This is a genomic window from Ornithinimicrobium sufpigmenti (genome assembly GCF_004322775.1).
Classification (GTDB): Bacteria; Actinomycetota; Actinomycetes; order Actinomycetales; family Dermatophilaceae; genus Ornithinicoccus; species Ornithinicoccus sufpigmenti.
In genome coordinates this window covers 1,591,677-1,610,859 of the sequence record NZ_CP036403.1, presented here as the reverse complement: position 1 = coordinate 1,610,859, position 19,183 = coordinate 1,591,677, and the positions used below count along the sequence as shown (strand labels likewise).

Here is a 19,183-nt window from a genome sequence, read left to right as displayed (position 1 = left end):
CTACCTTCGCTCAGGGTCTGCGCCGCCACCAGCGGCGTCTGCGCGCTCGGACGTCGCCGTCGCCCTGACCGCCCGCCCGTGCCTCGACGGTCGCTTCCTCCCCTGGCGCCGTCTCCTCGCCCCCCGTCCCGCGCTGCGCACGCAGGTCACGCCAGGTCTCGACCATCTCCTCGACGTCCACCCGTCCCACGACCGGGGGTGAGCCGGCACCGACGTGCGGCCGGCGCCGGTCGGCCAGGACCCGCTCGTTGAAGTCCTCGAGCCGCTCGCGGACCGCGGCCTCGTCGGGCAGGTCGAGGAGCGAGTCCGGGAAGGCGGCCTTCTCCCGGCGCAGCTGCATCACGCCGGGCAGTGCGGCGGACAGGTCGAAGCGTTCGCGCTCGATGAGGCTCTTGACCCACCAGTCCGGGTCGCTGCGCACATCGACGTCCCGCAACGGCTTGCCGGCCCCCGACAGGTTCTCGAAGGCTCCCTGCCGCTCGGCCTGCGCGATCGTCTGGTCGACCCAGGTCTGCACCGCCCGGGCCGTCACCGCCGCTGAGGGGCGCCGCTGCACGACCCCCTGGTCGGCGAGCTGCTCCTCGGCGTCGGGCGCACCGGGCCGCGCACCGGGCCTGCCCCAGGTCGGCCCACCAGCGTGACCCTGCTTGTCCTCCGCGCTCATCGTCATACCTCCCGCTCCACCTACCTCTCGCTCCACTGTCGCACGGGCCACGCCGCCCTGCGATGCCGCGACCGCCGACCGGGGCTACCGAGAAAGCCGGTGCTGGAGTGACCAGATATCGTCGAGGACGACGCGGGGTGCCACCGACCGGGTGGCTGAGAACAGACCCGTCGAACCTGATCTAGGTCGCACTAGCGAAGGGAACGTCCTGATGACCGACCATGTCCCGGCCGATGCTCCGGCCGATGCTCCGGCCGATGCTCCAGCCGATGTCTCAGCCGATGCTCGCGTGTCCGCCGACGAGCTGGCCGACTGCTGGCAGGCGCTGCGCGAGGAGTCACCCCTGACCCACTGCCTCACCAACATCGTGGCGGCGCCGTTCGTGGCCAACGTCCTGCTCGCCGCGGGGGCGGCGGTGGCGATGGTGGACAACGAGCACGAGGCAGAGGGGTTCGCCGGCGTCGCGGCCGCGGTCGTGGTGAACCTGGGCACCCCGTACGACGACACCGTCGCCGCCATGCGGGCCGCCGTCCGCGGGGCGGCCGACCACGGCACCCCGTGGGTCCTGGACCCCGTCGGGGCCGGTGGTCTGCCCTGGCGCACGCAGGTGGCCCGGGAGCTCGTCGACCTGGCGCCACCGACGGTGGTCCGCGGCAACGCCTCGGAGATCCTCGGCCTGACCGGTGCCGGTGGTGGCCGCGGCGTCGACAGCACCCACTCCGTGGAGGACGCCGTCACCGCCGCCGGCGACCTCGCCACCGAGCTCGGGGCCCTGGTGGCCGTGAGCGGACCGACCGACCACCTCACCGACGGACGGGCTCTGCTGCGCCTGTCCCACGGCCACCCGTGGATGACGCGGGTGACGGGGATGGGCTGCGCCCTGGGCGCGCTCATCGCGGCCGGCACCGCCGTGGCGCCGAGCCCGCTCGTCGGCGCGGCCACCGCCACCGCGGCGCTCACCCTCGCGGCGGAGACGGCTGCTGAGGCCTCCGCCGGCCCGGGCACCTTCGCGGCGGCGCTGCTCGACGAGCTGTCGCTCCTGGCACCCGCGGACCTCTCGGCGAGGGTCGAGCTGCGATGACGCTCGACGTGCAGTCCCGTCCCGGGCCGCGACCCCTCGACCTGCGGCTCTACCTGGTCACCGACACCGAGATGACCGCCCAGCACGGGCTGACCTCCACGATCCGGGCCGCGGTCGCCGGCGGGGCGACGGTGGTCCAGCTGCGTGACCCGGACGCCAGCGACGACGAGTTCGTCGCGCTGGGGCGGCTGGTCCGCGTGTGCCTGCAGCACACCGGGGTCCCGTTCATCATCAACGACCGGGTGCACCTCGTCGAGGAGATCGGTGCGGACGGTGCCCACGTGGGCCAGGGCGACCTCGACCCGCTCGTGGCCCGCGAGCAGCTCGGTGGCCACGCCTACCTCGGCCTGTCCTGCACCACCGCGCAGGAGGTCCAGGCCGCGGCGGCGCTGCCGCCGGGCACGGTGGACTACCTCGGCCTCGGCCCGGTCCGCGCCACGGCGACCAAGCCGGACCACGCGGCTCCCCTGGGCACCGACGGGGTATCCGACCTCGCCGACCTCGCCGCCGCGGCGGCCCTTCCGTCGGTCGCGATCGGGGGCATCGACGTGTCGGTCGCCGAGCGGCTGCGCGACAGCGCGCTGGGTGGCGTCGCCGTGGTGAGCGCCGTCTGCGCGGCGAGCGACCCCGAGGCGGCGTCCCGCCAGCTGCGCGGCGTCTGGGACGACCAGCCCGTCAGCTCGTGACCAGTCAGGTGAGCCCGGCACGGGGCCTCGTCCCCAACGTCCTGTCCGTCGCCGGGTCCGACCCCTCCGGCGGGGCCGGCATCCAGGCCGACCTGAAGACCTTCGGCGCTCTGGGCGCTCACGGCTGCGCGGTGCTGACCGCCCTCACCGCGCAGAGCACCCTGGGCGTCACCGGGGTGCGCCCCATCCCCGCCGAGTTCGTCCGGGAGCAGGTCGAGACCCTGGTCGCCGACGTCGCCCTGGCCGCGGTCAAGGTCGGGATGCTCGGCAGCGCCGACGTGGTCCGGGCCGTGCGCGAGCTCGCGCAGGAGGGGCTCCTGCCCGGCCTGGTCCTCGACCCCGTCATGGTCTCCACCGCCGGCTCGCGCCTGCTGGACGAGGACGCCGTCGAGGAGCTGCGCGCGCTGGCGCCCCACGCCGACCTCATCACCCCCAACCTGCCCGAGGCCGCGGTCCTTCTCGGCCGGGACCCCGAGGACACCGCGGACGGGCCGGCCCGGATGCTGGAGGAGGCGCACGCGCTCTTGGAGCTCGGCAGCCCGAGGGTGCTGCTCAAGGGCGGCCACGCCTCGGGAGACCACGTCCTGGACCTGCTGGTCGACGCGGACGGGGTGCACGAGCTCGGCGGGCCGAGGGTCGCGACCCCGCATACCCACGGCACCGGATGCTCGCTGTCCTCCGCGATCGCCGCGCTGCGGCCCCGTCGCGACAGCTGGCTGGACGCCGTCGCCGACGCCCGTTCCTGGCTGGTCGGCGCGCTCGCGCACGGCCACGAGCTGTCCGTGGGGCAGGGGCCGGGGCCCGTGCACCACTTCTGGCAGCTATGGCAGCGGTGAACCCACCGGCTCGGTGACCGCGTCCTGGCCCAGCACCACGGCGGCGGCGGCGTGGCCGGTCGCGCTGAGGCTGCGGTGCGCCCGCACCCAGGCCACCCGCCGCTCGCGTTCTGGCGGCGACCAGGGACCACTCTGCGCCGCGTCCTGCGACGCCCGCACCGCTGCCAGCATCGCCGCCGCCACCTCCGGGACGTCGTGGCCCACCGACTCCCCCAGCCGGTGCTCGCGGACGTCGCTGGCCGCGGGTCCGGGGCCGGCGAAGATGACGGGGGCCCCGGTGGCCAGCGCGGCGATCACCTTGGTGGGGTAGGCGAAGTCGTAGCCGACGCCCGGGCGGACGCTGACCAGCGCCGCCGCGGCCCCCCTCAGCCAGGCCGCCGCCTCGGCCGGCGGCACGAGCGGCCGCAGCTCGACCGCCCCGAGCGGCAGCTCGTCACGCAGCCGTTCGAGCGCGGGCCAGCTCGAGCCCTGGCCCAGGAAGACCAGCCGAGCCGTGGGCTCCGCGGCCACCACCTCGCGCATCGCCTCGGCGAAGACCTCGGCGCCCTGCCACTCCGAGGCTGTCCCGGCATACACGAGGTATGGCGTCTCCGGCGACTCCGGGTGCCGCTTCCCCACGGGGGTGAAGACGGCGGTGTCGATCCCGTTGGGCACGACGGTCACCGGGACGGTGCTGGCGCGCCCGAGCAGGGCCCGGACACGGTCGGCGACCCCGTCGGAGACGGCGATGACGTCCCTGGCACCGCGCAGGGCGTAGCGCTCGACCGCGCGCATCACCGCCACCACGGGGGCCGGGGCACCCATCGAGGCGGTGGCGTCGGACCAGACGTCGGCGGCGTAGTAGACGTACGGGATGCGGCGCAGGGCGGCCACCGTCCGCACCACCGCGCCGGTCGTGGGCGGTGGCTCGACCACCACGGTGTCGGGACGGGGGGCGGTCAGCAGCCGGAGCGACAGCGGCAGGTCGAAGGAGAGGTAGGGCAGGTACCCGCGCACGTAGCCGGTCGCGTCGCGCAGCACCGGCCAGCGCGAGACCCGGACCCGGCCATCGACCTCCCGCTCCATGCCTGCGGCGCCCCGCAGGGCCGGCGGCGCTGTCGTGGTCAGCACGTGCACGTCCGCCCGCTCGGCCAGCCCCCCTACCAGCGCGCCGAGGCGGAAGGTGGCGGCCGCCGCCTCCGGCGCGAAGATCCGGGTCGCGAGCAGGACCCGGCTGCGGCCGGAGCTGCTCGGCCCGGAGCCGGTCACAGGGTGATGGTGCGCCCGGAGGCCGCGGAGGCGAGGATGGCTTCGACGACGCGCAGGGTGTGCACGCCCTCCTCCATCGAGACGACCTCGGTCTGGCGTCCCCACAGGGCGTCACGGAAGTTCTCCTGCTCCACCCGCAACGGCTCCCGTCGCGCGAGGGCGTAGCGGACCGAGTCACCCTCCGAGACCCCCCGGAAGTGGCTGGACCGCTCCCACTCGCTGCGCACGTCACCGTTGGCCACGAACGTCAGGTCCCCGGTGAGGGTGTTGGCGATGAACGCCCCCTTCTCCCCCGTCGCCACCGTCTCACGCACCTTCAACGGCGAGAGCCAGTTCACCGCGTGCCCCACGATGATGTCGTTCTCCAGGCGGCCACTGACCACGACCATGTCCTCGTGCTCACGCCCCGACCGGTGCGTCACCTGCCCCGAGACCATCGCGTAGTGCGACTGCGCGATCCACGCGGTCAGGTCGACATCGTGCGTGGCCAGGTCCTTGACCACCCCCACGTCCGCGATCCGGCCCGGGAACGGCCCCTGCCGCGAGGTCGTGATCTGGAACACCTCCCCCAGCTGCCCCTCCGCGATCCGCCGCCGCATCTCCAACAACGCCGGGTTGCACCGCTCCACATACCCCACCGCACCCAACAACCCCGCCGCCGCGAACGCCTCCGCCACCCGCTCACCCTCGGCCGCGGTCGCCGCGATCGGCTTCTCCACCATCGCGTGCACCCCCGCCGCCGCCAACGCCAACGCCACCTCCTCGTGCAGGTACGTCGGCACCGCCACCATCGCCGCATCGATCCCCGCCCCGATCAACGCCCCCACATCCGGCAGCACCTCCAACCCCTGCGCCACACCGTGCCGGTCGCCGAACTGGTCGGCCACCGCCACCAGCTCCATCCCCTCCACCTCACGGATCACCCGCGCATGGTGCCGACCCATCGACCCCAGCCCGATCAACCCCATCCGGACCGGACGCCCCTCCTCCACATAAGCCTTCACGCACCCGCCCCCACCACAGCCGCCACCGCGTCCACGACCCGCTCCAGGTCACCCTGGCTCAGCGAGGGATGCACCGGCAGGCTGATCACCTCACGCGCCGCCCGCGCCGTCTCCGGCAGCTCCCAGGACGGGGCATACCGCGCCAACGACACCAGCTCATGGTTCGGCGTCGGGTAGTACACCCCGCACCCCACCCGGTGCTCCTCCCGCAACGCACGCACCACCTCGTCCCGCTCCGCACCCGTCGCCCCGTCGATGCGGATCGTGTACTGGTGGTACACGTGCGTGCACCCCTGACGCACCGGCGGCGTCACCACCCCCGCCACCGCGCCCAGACCCTCGTCCAGGACCGCCGCGTTCGCCTGCCGCTGCGCCGTCCACGCCCCCACCTTGCCCAGCTGCACCCGACCGATCGCCGCGTGGATATCGGTCATCCGGTTGTTCAACCCCACCAGCTCGTTCGCGTACTGCCGCTCCATCCCCTGGTTGCGCAGCAACCGCACCCCCCGCGCGATCTCCTCGTCCGCGCACGAGACCATCCCACCCTCACCCGAGGTCATGTTCTTCGTCGGGTACAGGCTGAACATCCCGAACGCACCGAACGAGCCCACCGGCCGCCCGCCATACATCGCACCGTGCGCCTGCGCCGCGTCCTCGAACAGCGCCAGCCCCTGCTGGGCCGCCACCGCCGCCAGGCCGTCCATGTCCGCCGGATGCCCGTACAGGTGCACCGGCATCACCGCCACCGTCCGCTCACTCACCACCGACCGCACCGAATCCGGGTCCAGGTTGAACGTGTCCGCGCTGATGTCGGCAAACACCGGCGTGGCACCCGTCAACGCCACCGAGTTCGCGGTCGCCGCGAACGTGAACGACGGCACGATCACCTCATCCCCCGGCCCCACCCCGCACGCCAACAACCCCAGGTGCAACCCCGAGGTCCCCGAGTTCACCGCCACACACGTCCGCCCACCCACCAGCTCAGCAGCAAACTCCTCCTCGAACGCCGCCACCTCCGGCCCCTGCGCCACCATCCCCGACCGCAGCACCCGGTCCACCGCCACCCGCTCCTCCTCACCGATCAACGGCTTCGCAGCAGGGATCATCGGGAGGTCGCTCATCGACTCGCTCACTGTCCGGTCTCCTCGTCCACCCGCACCAGGGAGTCGCCGTGCTCGCGGTATGTCGTGCCCTCGGCCGGGCAGCGCCACTCCCCCGGGGTGCCGGTCGCGTCGAGCGGCCGGCCGGAGTGCCCGACCCAGCCGATCCGCCGGGCGGGGACCCCCGCGACCAGGGCATGGGCGGGCACGTCCTTGGTGACCACGGCGCCTGCGGCGACGGTGGCCCACGCGCCGATCCGCACCGGGGCGACGCACACGGCCCGGGCCCCGATCGAGGCGCCGTCGCCGATGGTTACGCCGACCGGCTGCCAGTCGTCGGCGTTCTTGAGCGTGCCGTCGGGGTTGACCGCCCGGGGGAAGGTGTCGTTGGTCAGCACGACCGCCGGGCCGATGAAGACGCCCTGGCCCAGCCGCGCCGGCTCGTAGACCAGCGCGTAGTTCTGCACCTTGCAGTGGTCACCGAGCTGCACGCCGGTGCCGATGTAGGCGCCGCGGCCGATGACGCACCCGGTGCCCAGGACGGCCCCCTCACGGACCTGGGCCAGGTGCCAGACGGAACTGCCCTCCCCGATCTGGGCCTCGGGCGAGACGTCTGCGGAGTCGACGATGCGGGATGCGGGAGAATGCACGCCATGAGCCTAACGTCCCCCGTCGAGGATGCCTGGTTGGTCATCCCCGTTTTCGAGGAGGAGCAGGTGCTCGCCGGTGTGCTGCACGAGGCGCTGGAGGTCTTCCCGCACATCGTGGTCGTCGACGACGCCTCGTCCGACCGCTCGGCGAGGATCGCCCGGGAGGTCGGGGTGACGGTGGTCCGCCACCCGATCAACCTGGGCCAGGGGGCGGCGCTGCAGACCGGCATCGACTACGTGCTGCGGGCGACGGAGCCGACGGAGGCGGCCTACCTGGTCACCTTCGACGCGGACGGCCAGCACCGGGTGGAGGACGCGGCCGCGATGGTGGCCAAGGCCCGCGAGGAGCACCTGGGCGCGGTCTTCGGCTCCCGCTTCCTCGACGACCGGACCCGCCCGGGGCTGCTGAAGAAGGTCGTGCTCAAGGCGGCGGTATGGCTGACCAACCAGCAGACCGGGATGAAGCTCAGCGACGCCCACAACGGGCTGCGGGTGCTCCGCCGCGACGCGGCCCTGGCGATCGACCTGCGGCAGAACCGGATGGCGCACGCCACCGAGATCGTGCTGCAGATCGGCCGCACGGGCCTGCCCTGGGCCGAGCACCCCGTGCACGTGCTCTACACCGACTACAGCCGCGCCAAGGGCCAGTCGCTGATGAACTCCGTCAACATCCTGGTCGACTCGATCCTGAAGTGAGGTGACGCCATGCTGGACCAGCCGCTGATCAAGGTGGTGCTGCTGGTGGCGATCGTGGGCATCACGGTGATGCTCACCCGTTCCACCGCCGGGGCGCGGCACCAGGCCGTCCGTCGCCTCATGCTGGCCGGCTTCTTCGCGGTGGCCGTCCTGGCGATCCTCTTCCCTGGCCTGCTCACCCGGGTCGCGCAGGTCCTGGGGGTAGGCCGCGGTGCGGACCTGCTGCTCTACGGCCTGGTGGTCTTCTTCTTCGGGTATGTGGCGGCCTCCTACCGCCGCAGCCGCCACACCGACCTGCAGATCACCACGCTGGCGCGCGAGCTGGCCCTGCGGGAGGCGCTGGACGAGCGCGCGAAGGGGTCAGCCCCCGACGCGCCCTAGCCGGTCCCCTCCCGGGCTGCGGTGCTCAGCACCTCCAGCACGGCCGGCGAGGCCGCAGCGACGAGGTCGCGGTGCTCGCGCGCCGCTGAGTAGCCGTGTCCCAGGCTGTCCCCGACCGCCCCGCCGACCTCGGCCAGCAGCAAGGAGCCCGGCACATGGTCCCAGGGTCGGGTCCCACGGTAGACGAGGGCGTCGCACGCTCCCCGGGCGAGCTGGGGATAGTCGATGCCGCAGCTGATCCAGGTCTGCTCCATCGGCGGCGTGGGGCCCAGAGACCTTCCGACCTGACGGGGGTCGGAGGTCCGCACCCGCCACCCGGCCGGGTCCGGCGCGACGTCCAGGATCGACAGTCGGAGACCGTCGCACCAGGCCCCGGCACCCCGCTCGGCCACGTAGGCCATCCCGTGCTGCGGCTGCCAGATCCACGAGCGCACCACCTCACCCCCACGCACCTCGCCCACCATCACCGCGTGGTCCGGTGAGCCGGCCACGAAGTTGCGGGTGCCGTCGACCGGGTCGACCGTGAAGGCGTGCTCGGCGCTGGCGGCGCGGAACGCGGTGAGCAGGCCGGGATCCTCTGCGGAGGCCTCCTCCCCCAGGACCATCGCGTCGGGGTAGGCCGCCCGCAGCGCCCGGGTCAGCAGCACCTCCGCCTCCCGGTCAGCCACGGTCACCAGGTCGCGGGGATGGGCCTTGCTGGCGATCTCCCCCTCCTTCAGGGCCCGGAAGCGCGGGTCGATCACCTCGGCGGCGACCTCCTGCATGAGGGTGAGCATGGCCGGCGTGTCGATCGCATCCGTCATCACGACGGTCAGCCTGTCATCCCCCTCCGCGATGACCAAGATCACTCTCCTGGGACTTGCCTGGGAAGGCAATTACTACGTATCCTAGTAGTGCTAGTTCGGCACACCACAGAGAGGCTCTAGCCATGAGCGAGCGAACAGCTCCCACCCGTGAGCGCGACCGGGCTGCGACGGCCCAGGACGGTCACGTGACCATGCAGACCGACATCGTGCGCAGCTCCTTCGCCCGTGGGGCACTGGCGTTCCTGCGCATCGTCGTCGGCTGGATCTTCCTCTGGGCGTTCCTGGACAAGCTGTTCGGCCTGGGTTACTCCACCCCCGGCGAGCGCGCCTGGATCAACGGCGGCAGCCCGACGTTCGGCTTCCTCGACAACGCCAGCGGCGCCTTCGGCGGCATGTTCCAGGCGATGGCCGGCGCGGCCCCCTTCTTCGACTGGCTCTTCATGGCCGGTCTCCTGGGCATCGGTGTGGCGATGGTCCTGGGCGCCGGGGTCAAGGTCGCTGCCGTGGCCGGCACCCTGCTGGTGTTCATGATGTACCTGGCCTCCTTCCCGCTGGGCCAGGAGGGCCAGACCAACCCGATCACCACCTCCCACTGGCTGGAGGCCGCCGCCATGATCACCGTGGCCGCCACCCGCGCCGGCGACACGTTCGGACTGGGCACGTGGTGGAGCCGCATCGTCGGCGACAGCTGGCTGCGCTGACCGGCCGCCCCGACGGCCCGACCGAGACTCTCGGTCGGGCCGTCTGTCGTCGCCACCCTCCCGCGCACCCCCCGAAGAGCACTACGCTGATCGCCACCTGTCACGGAAGGTGCCCGTCATGGTCGAGGACTACCCGCTGCTGACCATCGCTCCCCCGGTGCTGGCGATCGCGCTGGTGCTGCTCACCAGGCGCGTGCTGATCAGCCTGGGCACCGGGGTCGTGGCCAGCGCACTCCTGGTCGCGGGCTGGAACCCGATGGAGACCCTGCGCCTGGTCTGGGGCGCGTTCGCCGCGATCTTCTGGGCGGACGGGGCGGTGAACACCTACTACGTCTACATCCTGGTCTTCACCCTGCTGCTGGGCATCATCGCCGCGCTGATCATGATGTCCGGCGGCACCCAGGCCTTCTCGGACTGGGCCGTGCAGCGGATCCGGACCCGCCGGGGGGCCAAGGCACTGCCAGCGATCCTGGGCATCGTCATCTTCATCGACGACTACTTCAACGCCCTCGCCGTCGGCCAGGTCTCCCGCCCGGTCACCGACAAGCACAACGTCTCCCGGGCCAAGCTGGCCTACATCGTCGACTCCACCTCCGCCCCGGTCGCGGTGCTGGTGCCATTCTCCAGCTGGGGCGCGAGCATCATCGGGATCATGGCGCCGCTGCTCGCGGCGTCGACGCTGACCCAGAGCGACGTGCTGGCCTTCCTCGGCGCGGCGGCGATGAACTACTACGCGATCGTCGCCGTGCTCACCGTGTGGGTCACCGTCGTGCTGCACGTCGAGATCGGCCCGATGCGGGCCGAGGAGCGGCGGGCGATCTGCGAGGGACGCACCTACGACCCGCAGGAGACCATCCCCGGCGAGCTGGCCGAGGACCTGCCGGTGCACCATCCGGGTGCCAAGCGGGCACTGGTCATCCCGTTCGGGCTGCTCGTCGCCGGGGTGCTCGCGGGGATCGCCTGGACGGGATGGCGGGAGTCGGGGAGCACGGACGTGCTCGAGGTCTTCGCCGGCACCGACGTCAGCACCGCTCTGCTGTGGGGTGGCGGGCTCGGGCTCGCCGCCGCCCTCTACTACTACCTGCGCTACACCTCAGGCGACCCCCGCTTCCGGGCGGCCACCCTGGCGGGCGGCTTCTGGGAGGGCATCAAGTCGATGCTCCCGGCCGTCTCGATCCTGCTGCTGGCCTGGATGCTCGGCGACCTCATCGGCCAGCTCGGCACCGGGGAGTACCTCGGCAGCCTGGTCGAGTCCGCCGCCCTCCCGGCCACCTGGCTGATCCCGGTGATGTTCCTCGTCGCCGGCGCGATGGCCTTCTCCACAGGCACGTCCTGGGGCTCCTTCGGCCTGCTGCTGCCCATCGCGGGGCAGATCATGGCCAACGTCGAGGGCGGGGACGAGCTGCTGCTGGCCTCCTTCGGCGCGGTGCTGGCCGGCGCGGTCTTCGGTGACCACTGCTCGCCGATCAGCGACACCACCATCCTGTCCAGCACCGGGTCCGGGGCCAACGTCATCACCCACGTCACCACGCAGCTGCCGTATGCGCTGGTCAGCGCCGCCATCGCGCTGCTGGGGTATGTCGTCTTCGCCCTGACCAGCAACGGCGTCCTGGGTCTGCTGACCGCCCTGGCCGGGCTGGCCGTGGTCACCGTGGTCGTGAAGCTGACGATGACCCCGCTGGAGGAGCAGATCCCGGAGCGGGAGCAGGCCGAGCACGCCTGAGGCCGGCCAGCCGGGAAACCGCTTGCCGTCGCACCGCCCGGTCCGCCACGATCGGCTGGACGCACGGCATACCGCGTGCCCGAGCGGAAGGAGAGGCAGATGCACCACCGCGCACCCCGCTACTGCACCACCACCCTTCCGCTCAGGAGCACCAGTGCCCTACGTACAACCACCTCCCCCCACGGGTGATCTCGACCCGTTCTTCACCTTCGACTACGTCCCCGTCGACGCGCCGGAGACGGCCACCGGGGACCGTCGCCCCACCACCTACTGGTCGGTCGACCGCAGCTCGCGCGGCCCGGGACCGGTCCCGGACTGGCTGGTCCTGGACGCCGGCGCGGTCGACACCGAGCTCGGCGTCCTCAAGACCGGCAAGGAGGCCGACGTCCACCTGCTCGAGCGCGCCGCCGAGCACGTCACGCCGGTGGAGTCCTGCCTGCTCGCGGCCAAGCGCTACCGCGACCCCGAGCACACCAGCTTCCGCCGCAGCTCCCTCTACGTGGAGGGCCGCGGCGTGCGGCGCAGCCGCGACCAACGGGCCCTGGAGCGCCGCTCCGCCTACGGCCGCCAGGTCGCGGCGGGCCGGTGGGCCGCTGCCGAGTGGGCGGCCCTGTGCACGGCCTGGTCGGCCGGTGTCGCCGTCCCCTACCCCGTCTCGGTGCAGGACACCGAGCTGCTCATGGAGTTCGTCGGCGGGCCGGACGGGCACGCCGCCCCGCGGCTGGCCGAGACCCGGCCGGGCCCGGAGCTGCTCGAGCACTGCTGGCAGCAGGTGCGGGCCATCGTGCTCGGCCTGGCCGGGCTCGGCCTGGCGCACGGGGACCTGTCGCCGTACAACCTGCTGCTGCACGGCGAGGTGGTGCTGGTGATCGACCTGCCCCAGGTGGTGGACGTCGTCGCCAACCCCCGCGGCCCGGAACTGCTGCACCGCGACTGCGTCAACGCCGCCCGCTGGTTCATCTCGCGCGGCCACCCGGCCGACGCCGACGTCCTGCTCGCCGAGGCGGTCAGCCTGGCGCTGTGACGCCCGCAGGCCGTGGCTGGGCAGCCTCGCGCTCCAGGGCCTCGACCAGCGCCAGGTCGGCGGCGTAGTCCTGCTCGACCCGGTCGCGCTGCTCGCGGGACAGGTGGAGCAGGTTGAGCCCGACCCGGACGTCGTCGGCCACCAGCCGCGCCTGGTCGGGGCGGAGCAGGCCCAGACGGGCGGCATGGGCCGCGGCCCCGGCATACGTGTCGAAGACGTGCCCGCCCTGCTGCGCCCACCGCTCCCGGCCCGCCTCGTCCAGGTCGGTCACGTTGTGCAGCAGCGTGCCGACGATGTGGCCGGGGTCGCGCTGGTGCATCTCGGCACCGACGGCACCGTCAGCCTGCCCGCTGTCGCCGACGAAGACCATCCGGCACTCCGGGAAGAGCAGACGGTCACGGTCCATGTTCTGCAGCTTGCGCTCGGCGATGACCGCCTTGGTGTGCAGGTTGAGGAAGGAGCCGCCCAGGACCGCGTGCGGCGGCAGCCCCAGCCCGCCGAGCGCGCCCCGGGTGTACTGCTCGACCAGGCCCCTCGGCCCTCCCGGGCGGGCGGTGACGAAGGTGAGGTCGCCGGGCCGGCCGGGCTCGGCGGCAGCACCCTCGTCCAGCTGGGTCAGCAGCGTGATCACGCCCGGGTAGATGACCCCTCGGGGGTAGCGCCGGTCGTGGATCGCGCTCTTGAGCGTGTCGTCGATGTCGCAGAGCACGCGCAGGTCCGAGCTGCCCTCGTACGCCGCCTCCTCGGCGATGTGCTCCAGCAGCCGTTCCTGCAGGTCCTCCTGCAGGTCCGTGAAGACGAGGTGCTCGAGGTCGTGCTGGTCGCCGGTGTTGTTGAGCCGGTACTTCAGCTCCTGGAAGGCCGTGCCGGTCCGCGAGGTCAGCAGGTCCACGATGGCCTCCTGGGCGTAGCGCGGCGTCGGCCCTGTGTGCAGGGCGGAGATCACCTCGGCCAGCGCCTGCGCCGAGAGCTCCGGAGCCCGCTCGCGCAGCAGCACCTCGACGGCCCGGCGCCGGTGATCCAGGGGCCACCCCCGCAGCGCGTTGAACAGCTTGTTGACGTCGACCGTGGTGAGCACGGAGTCCAGCGAGCCGACGGGGGCCCGGTTCTGCGCGTCGAGCAGGGCCGCGCTGTCCCTCAGGCGGGTCAACAGCCCGTTGTTGAGGCTGGTGACCAGGGACACGACGGAGTTCATGAGGCTGGGCTCCTGGCGGGTGGGGGGACGGCGACGAGCACCGCGCCGGGGAGGAGCGCGACGCGGGCACTCACGATATCGGCCACCACGTCCCCGTCCACCTGGACCAGCGCCGGCTCAGCGGGCCGCACCGCGAGCACGCGCCCGCGCCGGTAGCGCAGCGCCGGGTGGGGGGTATGCCGCCCGCCGAAACCGGTGCGCGCCACCCTCACCCAGTCGGCCGGCCCGCTGGGGGCCACGAGGACCACGTGCAGCTGCCCGTCGTCGGGCCGCGCCCCGGGCACGAGCCTGGCCCGGAGAGGCAGCCGGCCGCTGCTGACGGCCAGGACGCTCCACAGCTGCTCCGTGCGTTCCACCTCCCCGTCCAGGCTCAGCACGACCGGCCGGCCCGGGCGGGCCAACCGGCGCAGACCGGGCTCGAAGTAGGCCAGCCAGCGCACCCGCTCCTTGAGCCTCCTGTCGAGGGCCGCGAGGGTCTCCGCGTCGTGGCCCAGCCCCACGACCACCAGGAAGGGGTGCTGGGTGGTCACGCCCGCGTCGTCGGTCAGCTCGGCCCGGCCCAGGTCGACGGGGTGGCCGTGGCCGCCGACGGCGACGCGGGCCGCGGCACGCAGGTCGCGCAGCGGCAGCCCGAGGCCCCGGGCGAAGAGGTTGGCGGTCCCGGACGGCACGACCCCCAGCACGGCCGGCCCACGACCACGCACGCCCTCGCTCACACCCTCGCCCAGGACGCCGGCCACCAGCCGGACGGTCCCGTCCCCGCCGGCCACCACGACCCGGTCTGCACCGCCCGCGAGCGCCTCCCGTGCCTGGTCCGCGCCCGGCTCAGCGACGGTGGTGCGCAGCAGGACGGGCCCGGGAAGGTGCAGCTCCGCGCACGCCGACTCGACCGCCTCCTGCGCCGCGCGGGACCGCGGCGCGGCCGGGTTGAGGACGAGGGCGACCCTCGTCACGCCAGCTGGGCGGCCAACGAGGTTGCGATCGGGTCGGCCGCGAGACCGATGCGGTCCAGCACCTGGCCCCGGGAGCCGTGGTCGAGGAACTCGTGCGGGATGCCGTAGGCGTGCACCGGCACCGTGACGTCGGCCGCCGCAAGTGCCTCGCCGATCCGCCCCGCCAGGCCGCCGACCAGGGCGTCCTCCACGACCCCGACGTGCCGCGCCCCGCGGGCCAGGTCGATGAGGTCCTGGCTCACCGGGAGCACCCAGCGGGGGTCGACGACCATGACCGAGCGACCCTCGGCATACAGCTTGTCCGCGATCTCCAGGGCGGTCACCGCCATGGCGCCCGCGCCGACGAGGAGCAGGTCGATCTCCTGGTCCTCGGCGCCGTCGGCGTCCTGGCTGCGCTCGACGTCCCGCAGCACGTCGACCGTGCCGTGCCGGCGCACCGCCTCCAGGGGCGCCCCGACGGTGCCCTTGGGGAAGCGCAGGACCGAGGGGGCGTCCTCGATCTCCACCGCCTCGCGCAGGGCCAGGGCGACCTGCTGCCCGTCCCGCGGCGCGGCGACGTGGATGCCGGGGACCATCCCGAGCAGGGTCAGGTCCCACATCCCGTTGTGGCTCGCGCCGTCGGTGCCGGTGATGCCGGCGCGGTCCAGCACGAAGGTGACCCCCTGCCTGTGCAGGGCGCAGTCCATCAGCAACTGGTCGAAGGCGCGGTTGAGGAAGGTGGAGTAGATGCAGACCACGGGGTGCAGGCCGGCGAAGGACAGCCCGGCGGCCATGGCGACGGCGTGCTGCTCGGCGATCCCGACGTCGAAGACCCGCTCGGGGAAGCGCTCGGCGAACGGCTGCAGGCCCACCGGGATGAGCATCGAGGCGGTGATCGCCACGATGTCGGGGCGCTCCTTGCCCAGCCGGACCATCTCCTCGCTGACCTCGTCGGTCCAGGAGCGGCCGGACAGCTCCAGCGGCAGGCCCGTCTCCGGGTTGATCACACCGACGGCGTGGAAGCGGTCCGCCTCGTCCTGGGTCGCCGGGTCGTAGCCGTGCCCCTTCTCGGTGATGGCGTGCACAAGCACCACGCCGCCGAAGTCGTGGGCGCGGCGCAACGCGGTCTCCATCGCCTCGACGTCATGGCCGTCCACCGGCCCCAGGTACTTCAGCCCCAGGTCCTCGAACATCCCCTGGGGGCTGACGATGTCCTTCAGCCCCTTCTTCATGCCGTGCAGCGTCTCGTAGACCTGACGCCCCACCAGCGGGGTGCGCTTGAGCTGGCGCTTGCCCCAGGACAGCATCTCCTCGTACTCCTGGGTCGCCCGCAACGAGGCGAGGTAGTCGGCCATCCCGCCCCGGGTCGCGGCGTAGGAACGCTCGTTGTCGTTGATGACGACGATGAGCGGGAGGTCACGGTTCTCGGCGATGTTGTTCAGCGCCTCCCACACCATGCCCCCGGTGAGGGCGCCGTCGCCGATGACCGCCACGGTATGCCGCCCCGTGTCGCCCTGCAGCTGCCGCGCCTTGGCGATGCCGATCGCCCAGGACAGCGAGGAGGACGCGTGGCTGTTCTCGATGACGTCGTGGTCGGACTCGGACCGGCTCGGATAGCCCGAGAGGCCGCCCTGCTGGCGCAGGCAGGAGAAGTCGTGCCGCCCGGTAAGCAGCTTGTGCACGTAGGAGATGTGGCCGGTGTCGAAGAGCAAGGTGTCCCGCGGGGAGTCGAAGACGCGGTGCAGCGCGATGGTCAGCTCGACCACCCCCAGGTTGGGCCCGAGGTGGCCGCCGGTGCGGGAGACCGACTCGATGAGGTAGTCCCGGATCTCCTGCGCGAGGACGCCCACCTGCCGTGGGGTCAACCGCTTGAGGTCCGTCGGGCCGGTGATGGTCCGCATGAGGGGCACGGGTCGTCCTCCGGGGTCGACAGCGTCGGTGGGCCCCGTCAGTCTACGTCGAGGTCCCTGGGAGGGGGCTGGTCATCCGCTGTGCCGTGGTCGCCCTGCAGCTCAGGTGGCGCCTGCTGCTCCGGCGGGTCGGTGTCGACGGGTGGTGTCCCGCCCTGGTTGAGGAACTCCTGGGAGGCGACGAACTCGGCCGTCTCGAAGACCTCGCCCGCCAGGGGGTCCTGCACCACGTGCACGTCCACCTCGCCGGTCTGGGCGTCGATCTTCAGCCCCGCGCCCAGGGGTCGGTAGTGCACGATGGAGGCCGCAGCCTGCCCCTGGTCCGGCGCGGCGCCCGGCTGGGGTGGTCGCATCCCGGACAGGGTCGCCGACACGCCGGTGAGCTGGCTGCGCCAGCGGCGTCCGGGCTCGGACGCGGCCGGTGGCCCTCCTGGTGGCGAGCCTGGCGGCACCCCGCCTGCGGCGGCGGCCGCCGGGGTCAGCATCTCGATGTAGTGGGGCATGGTGGCGACCTCGTGCCGGAAGGCGCGCAGCAACGACCAGCAGGCCAGCAGCAGGATGATCGAGAAGGGCAACGCTGTCGACACGGCGAGGGTCTGCAGTGCGGTCAGCGCCACGGTGCCGCCCACGACCAGCAGGGCCGCCGCGACGGCCCCCTCCAGCACCGCCCAGTAGACCCTGGTCAACGTCGGGGTCTCGGTGCTGCCCCCGGAGGCGAGCATGTCGATCACCAGGGACCCGGAGTCGGAGGAGGTGACGAAGAAGAAGACGATGATGACCATCGCGATGATGCTGAGCAGCGTGGCCGCCCCGCCGGGGAGGTACTCGAAGAAGGCGAACAGGGTGGTGGTGCTGTCCACCGTCATCTCACCGGTCGCGGGGTCCTCGACGGCCAGGCCGCCCTGCTCCCGCTGGAAGAGGATTGCCGAGTCGCCGAAGATGGTGAACCAGACCAGGCTGGTCAGGGTCGGCGCCAGGATGACTCCCAGCACGAACTCGCGGATGGTCCTCCCCCTGGAGATCCGGGCGATGAACATCCCGACGAAGGGGGCCCAGCTGGTCCACCAGCCCCAGTAGAAGATCGTCCAGGCCGCCTCCCAGCCGTCGCTGGTGAAGGGACCGGTCTGCCACATGGTGGTCGGAAGCTGACCGAGGTAGTTGCCGACGTTCTGCGGGAGGGCCTGGAGCAGGAAGAGCGTGGGGCCCAGGATGAAGACCACGACCGCCAGGATCGCGGCGACGCTCATGTTGAAGTTGGACAACCACTTCAGGCCCTTGTGCACACCGGTCACGACCGACCACACGGCGATCGCGGTGATGCCGGCGATGAGCCCGATGACCAGCCACGGCGATCGCTCCGCCCACCCCAGGAACTCCAGGCCACCGATGATCTGGCTGACACCGAAGCCGAAGGAGGTGGCGACGCCGAAGAGCGTGCCCACGATGGCGATGGTGTCGATCGTGTGCCCGATCCAGCCCTCGACACGCTGTCGCCCGAGAAGTGGTTCCAGCAACCAGCGGATCGCCAGCGGACGGCCACGACGGAAGGACATGTAGGCCAGGCCCAGACCCACGACGGCGTAGATGCCCCACGGGTGCAGCCCCCACTGCAGCATCATCAGCCCCACCGAGTCCTGGGCGGCCTGCAGCGACTCCGGCTCGTTGCCGAAGGCCTCGGGCGGGATGACGTAGTGGCTCAGCGGCTCGGCGACGCTGAAGAAGACCAGCCCGATCCCCATCCCGGCGCTGAAGAGCATGAGGAACCAGGACAGGACGCCGAACTCAGGCTCCTCGTCGTCGCGGCCCAGCCGGATCAGTCCGATGCGGGAGACGGCGCAGTAGATGGTGAAGACCAGGAAGATGTTGACGGTGATGACGTACCACCAGCCGACCCCGTCGGTGATCACCTGGTTGACCCGGGCGGTGGCCTGCTCGAGCTCGTCTCCTGCCGCGAGGCTCAGCCCGATGGTCAGCACGAGAAGCCCGAGGATGACGGCGGAGGCCGGGAAGAACACCGGCTTGTGGATGGCCGACCACCCTGTGGGCCGGGGAGGCAGGGTGCTGGTGGGCGCAGAGGCGCCGGATGACCCGGACGACCGGTCGGGCTGCTCGGATGCGGCGGAGGCTGCCATGGCGAGGACCTTAGTCCAGGAGCACCCGCCGGGTGACTCTAACGGAGAGGTGCCCGCAGCCGGAGCGCTTCGAGCAGCAGCCCCGCGGCGCGGTGGTTGGCACGCAGCCGCAGCCCCTCGCGGGCCAGCGACTCCAGCACGTCCCCGATCGAGCCGGGCGGCAGGACCGGTCCCAGCTCGGGACGCACGTCCCGCCAGGCACCACGCATCGCCGCCAGCTGGGCCTCCAGGTGACGGGTGGCGACCCAGGCCAGGGCGGCCGGGTGGCGCCGCCACGCGGCATACCCCCGGTAGTCGGCCGGGCACTGGTCGAGCAGCCAGGACACGGCCGCCTGCTCCCAGCCGGGCACGCCGGCCGGCGGCACCCGGTCGGGCCAGCCAGGAGGTCCACTCGACATACGAACAAGCGTACGA

The 19,183-nt window shown here is 72.5% G+C and carries 19 protein-coding genes and 1 riboswitch; of the genes, 8 read left to right on the top strand and 11 right to left on the bottom strand.

Annotated features, from left to right (window positions below):
* Positions 1-10: 10 nt before the first annotated feature.
* Positions 11-670, bottom strand: a complete 660-nt coding sequence (locus ESZ52_RS07340; RefSeq protein WP_238154492.1) for a DnaJ family domain-containing protein — start codon at positions 668-670, stop codon at positions 11-13.
* A gap of 117 nt (positions 671-787) precedes the next feature.
* Positions 788-885: riboswitch (TPP riboswitch) on the top strand.
* Between the two features lie 68 nt (positions 886-953).
* Here ESZ52_RS07340 and thiM point away from each other — a divergent pair.
* Genes thiM through thiD form a run of 3 tightly spaced genes read left to right on the top strand, consistent with a single transcriptional unit; the run spans position 954 to position 3,267 of the window.
* Positions 954-1,745, top strand: a complete 792-nt coding sequence (thiM, locus tag ESZ52_RS07335; RefSeq protein ID WP_238154493.1) for a hydroxyethylthiazole kinase — start codon at positions 954-956, stop codon at positions 1,743-1,745.
* Entirely contained in the window at positions 1,742-2,431 is a 690-nt protein-coding gene (gene thiE / locus ESZ52_RS07330; protein ID WP_131104354.1) for a thiamine phosphate synthase, read from the top strand. Before thiM ends, thiE begins: the two co-directional genes overlap by 4 nt.
* Positions 2,428-3,267 carry a bifunctional hydroxymethylpyrimidine kinase/phosphomethylpyrimidine kinase gene (gene thiD, locus ESZ52_RS07325; RefSeq protein WP_238154494.1) on the top strand — a complete coding sequence of 280 codons (840 nt, stop codon included), beginning with the start codon at positions 2,428-2,430 and terminating at the stop codon, positions 3,265-3,267. Before thiE ends, thiD begins: the two co-directional genes overlap by 4 nt.
* Here the strand turns inward: thiD and ESZ52_RS07320 are convergent.
* From ESZ52_RS07320 to ESZ52_RS07305, 4 genes are read right to left on the bottom strand one after another with little or no spacing between them, the layout of a single operon-like run.
* Complete coding sequence (locus tag ESZ52_RS07320) at positions 3,253-4,515, bottom strand: glycosyltransferase (protein ID WP_131104353.1); 1,263 nt, start codon at positions 4,513-4,515, stop codon at positions 3,253-3,255. The two genes, thiD and ESZ52_RS07320, sit on opposite strands and share 15 nt — an antisense overlap.
* Positions 4,512-5,483 (bottom strand): Gfo/Idh/MocA family protein, encoded by a 972-nt coding sequence (locus ESZ52_RS07315; RefSeq protein WP_131106499.1) that lies wholly within the window; start codon positions 5,481-5,483, stop codon positions 4,512-4,514. Before ESZ52_RS07315 ends, ESZ52_RS07320 begins: the two co-directional genes overlap by 4 nt.
* A gap of 32 nt (positions 5,484-5,515) precedes the next feature.
* A complete protein-coding gene (locus ESZ52_RS07310; protein ID WP_131106497.1) occupies positions 5,516-6,640 on the bottom strand; it encodes a DegT/DnrJ/EryC1/StrS family aminotransferase in 1,125 nt (374 codons plus the stop codon).
* An 8-nt stretch (positions 6,641-6,648) separates the two neighbouring features.
* Positions 6,649-7,269 (bottom strand): acyltransferase, encoded by a 621-nt coding sequence (locus ESZ52_RS07305; RefSeq protein WP_131104352.1) that lies wholly within the window; start codon positions 7,267-7,269, stop codon positions 6,649-6,651.
* Positions 7,270-7,272: 3 nt separating this feature from the next.
* Between ESZ52_RS07305 and ESZ52_RS07300 the strand changes: the two genes are divergently transcribed.
* Both ESZ52_RS07300 and ESZ52_RS07295 read left to right on the top strand, forming a co-directional pair.
* Entirely contained in the window at positions 7,273-7,965 is a 693-nt protein-coding gene (locus tag ESZ52_RS07300) for a glycosyltransferase family 2 protein (protein ID WP_238154495.1), read from the top strand.
* A 9-nt stretch (positions 7,966-7,974) separates the two neighbouring features.
* Positions 7,975-8,346 carry a DUF2304 domain-containing protein gene (locus tag ESZ52_RS07295; protein ID WP_131104350.1) on the top strand — a complete coding sequence of 124 codons (372 nt, stop codon included), beginning with the start codon at positions 7,975-7,977 and terminating at the stop codon, positions 8,344-8,346.
* On the opposite strand, the gene ESZ52_RS07290 is transcribed toward ESZ52_RS07295, so the two are convergent.
* Positions 8,343-9,149 carry an inositol monophosphatase family protein gene (locus ESZ52_RS07290; protein WP_131104349.1) on the bottom strand — a complete coding sequence of 269 codons (807 nt, stop codon included), beginning with the start codon at positions 9,147-9,149 and terminating at the stop codon, positions 8,343-8,345. The genes ESZ52_RS07295 and ESZ52_RS07290 overlap by 4 nt on opposite strands.
* Positions 9,150-9,274: 125 nt before the next feature.
* On the opposite strand from ESZ52_RS07290, the gene ESZ52_RS07285 reads away from it, so the two are divergent.
* The 3 genes from ESZ52_RS07285 to ESZ52_RS07275 all read left to right on the top strand — a co-directional run bounded on the left by ESZ52_RS07285 (position 9,275) and on the right by ESZ52_RS07275 (position 12,600).
* On the top strand, positions 9,275-9,853 hold the full coding sequence (locus tag ESZ52_RS07285; RefSeq protein WP_202865424.1) for a DoxX family membrane protein: 579 nt from the start codon (positions 9,275-9,277) through the stop codon (positions 9,851-9,853).
* Positions 9,854-9,971: 118 nt separating this feature from the next.
* Positions 9,972-11,576 carry a Na+/H+ antiporter NhaC family protein gene (locus tag ESZ52_RS07280; RefSeq protein ID WP_131104348.1) on the top strand — a complete coding sequence of 535 codons (1,605 nt, stop codon included), beginning with the start codon at positions 9,972-9,974 and terminating at the stop codon, positions 11,574-11,576.
* Positions 11,577-11,730: 154 nt separating this feature from the next.
* Positions 11,731-12,600 carry a serine protein kinase RIO gene (locus ESZ52_RS07275; RefSeq protein WP_131104347.1) on the top strand — a complete coding sequence of 290 codons (870 nt, stop codon included), beginning with the start codon at positions 11,731-11,733 and terminating at the stop codon, positions 12,598-12,600.
* On the opposite strand, the gene ESZ52_RS07270 is transcribed toward ESZ52_RS07275, so the two are convergent.
* From ESZ52_RS07270 to ESZ52_RS07250, 5 genes are read right to left on the bottom strand one after another with little or no spacing between them, the layout of a single operon-like run.
* Positions 12,584-13,795 carry a hypothetical protein gene (locus tag ESZ52_RS07270; protein WP_131104346.1) on the bottom strand — a complete coding sequence of 404 codons (1,212 nt, stop codon included), beginning with the start codon at positions 13,793-13,795 and terminating at the stop codon, positions 12,584-12,586. The genes ESZ52_RS07275 and ESZ52_RS07270 overlap by 17 nt on opposite strands.
* The gene (locus tag ESZ52_RS07265; protein WP_131104345.1) at positions 13,792-14,748 is read right to left on the bottom strand and encodes a diacylglycerol/lipid kinase family protein; all 957 of its coding nucleotides are present in this window, start codon (positions 14,746-14,748) and stop codon (positions 13,792-13,794) included. The genes ESZ52_RS07270 and ESZ52_RS07265 overlap by 4 nt, the downstream gene beginning before the upstream one ends.
* Entirely contained in the window at positions 14,745-16,637 is a 1,893-nt protein-coding gene (gene dxs, locus ESZ52_RS07260) for a 1-deoxy-D-xylulose-5-phosphate synthase (RefSeq protein ID WP_202865423.1), read from the bottom strand. Before dxs ends, ESZ52_RS07265 begins: the two co-directional genes overlap by 4 nt.
* 38 nt (positions 16,638-16,675) lie before the next feature.
* Complete coding sequence (locus tag ESZ52_RS07255) at positions 16,676-18,769, bottom strand: BCCT family transporter (RefSeq protein WP_131104344.1); 2,094 nt, start codon at positions 18,767-18,769, stop codon at positions 16,676-16,678.
* Between the two features lie 38 nt (positions 18,770-18,807).
* Positions 18,808-19,167 (bottom strand): hypothetical protein, encoded by a 360-nt coding sequence (locus ESZ52_RS07250; protein WP_131104343.1) that lies wholly within the window; start codon positions 19,165-19,167, stop codon positions 18,808-18,810.
* Positions 19,168-19,183 lie beyond the last annotated feature (16 nt).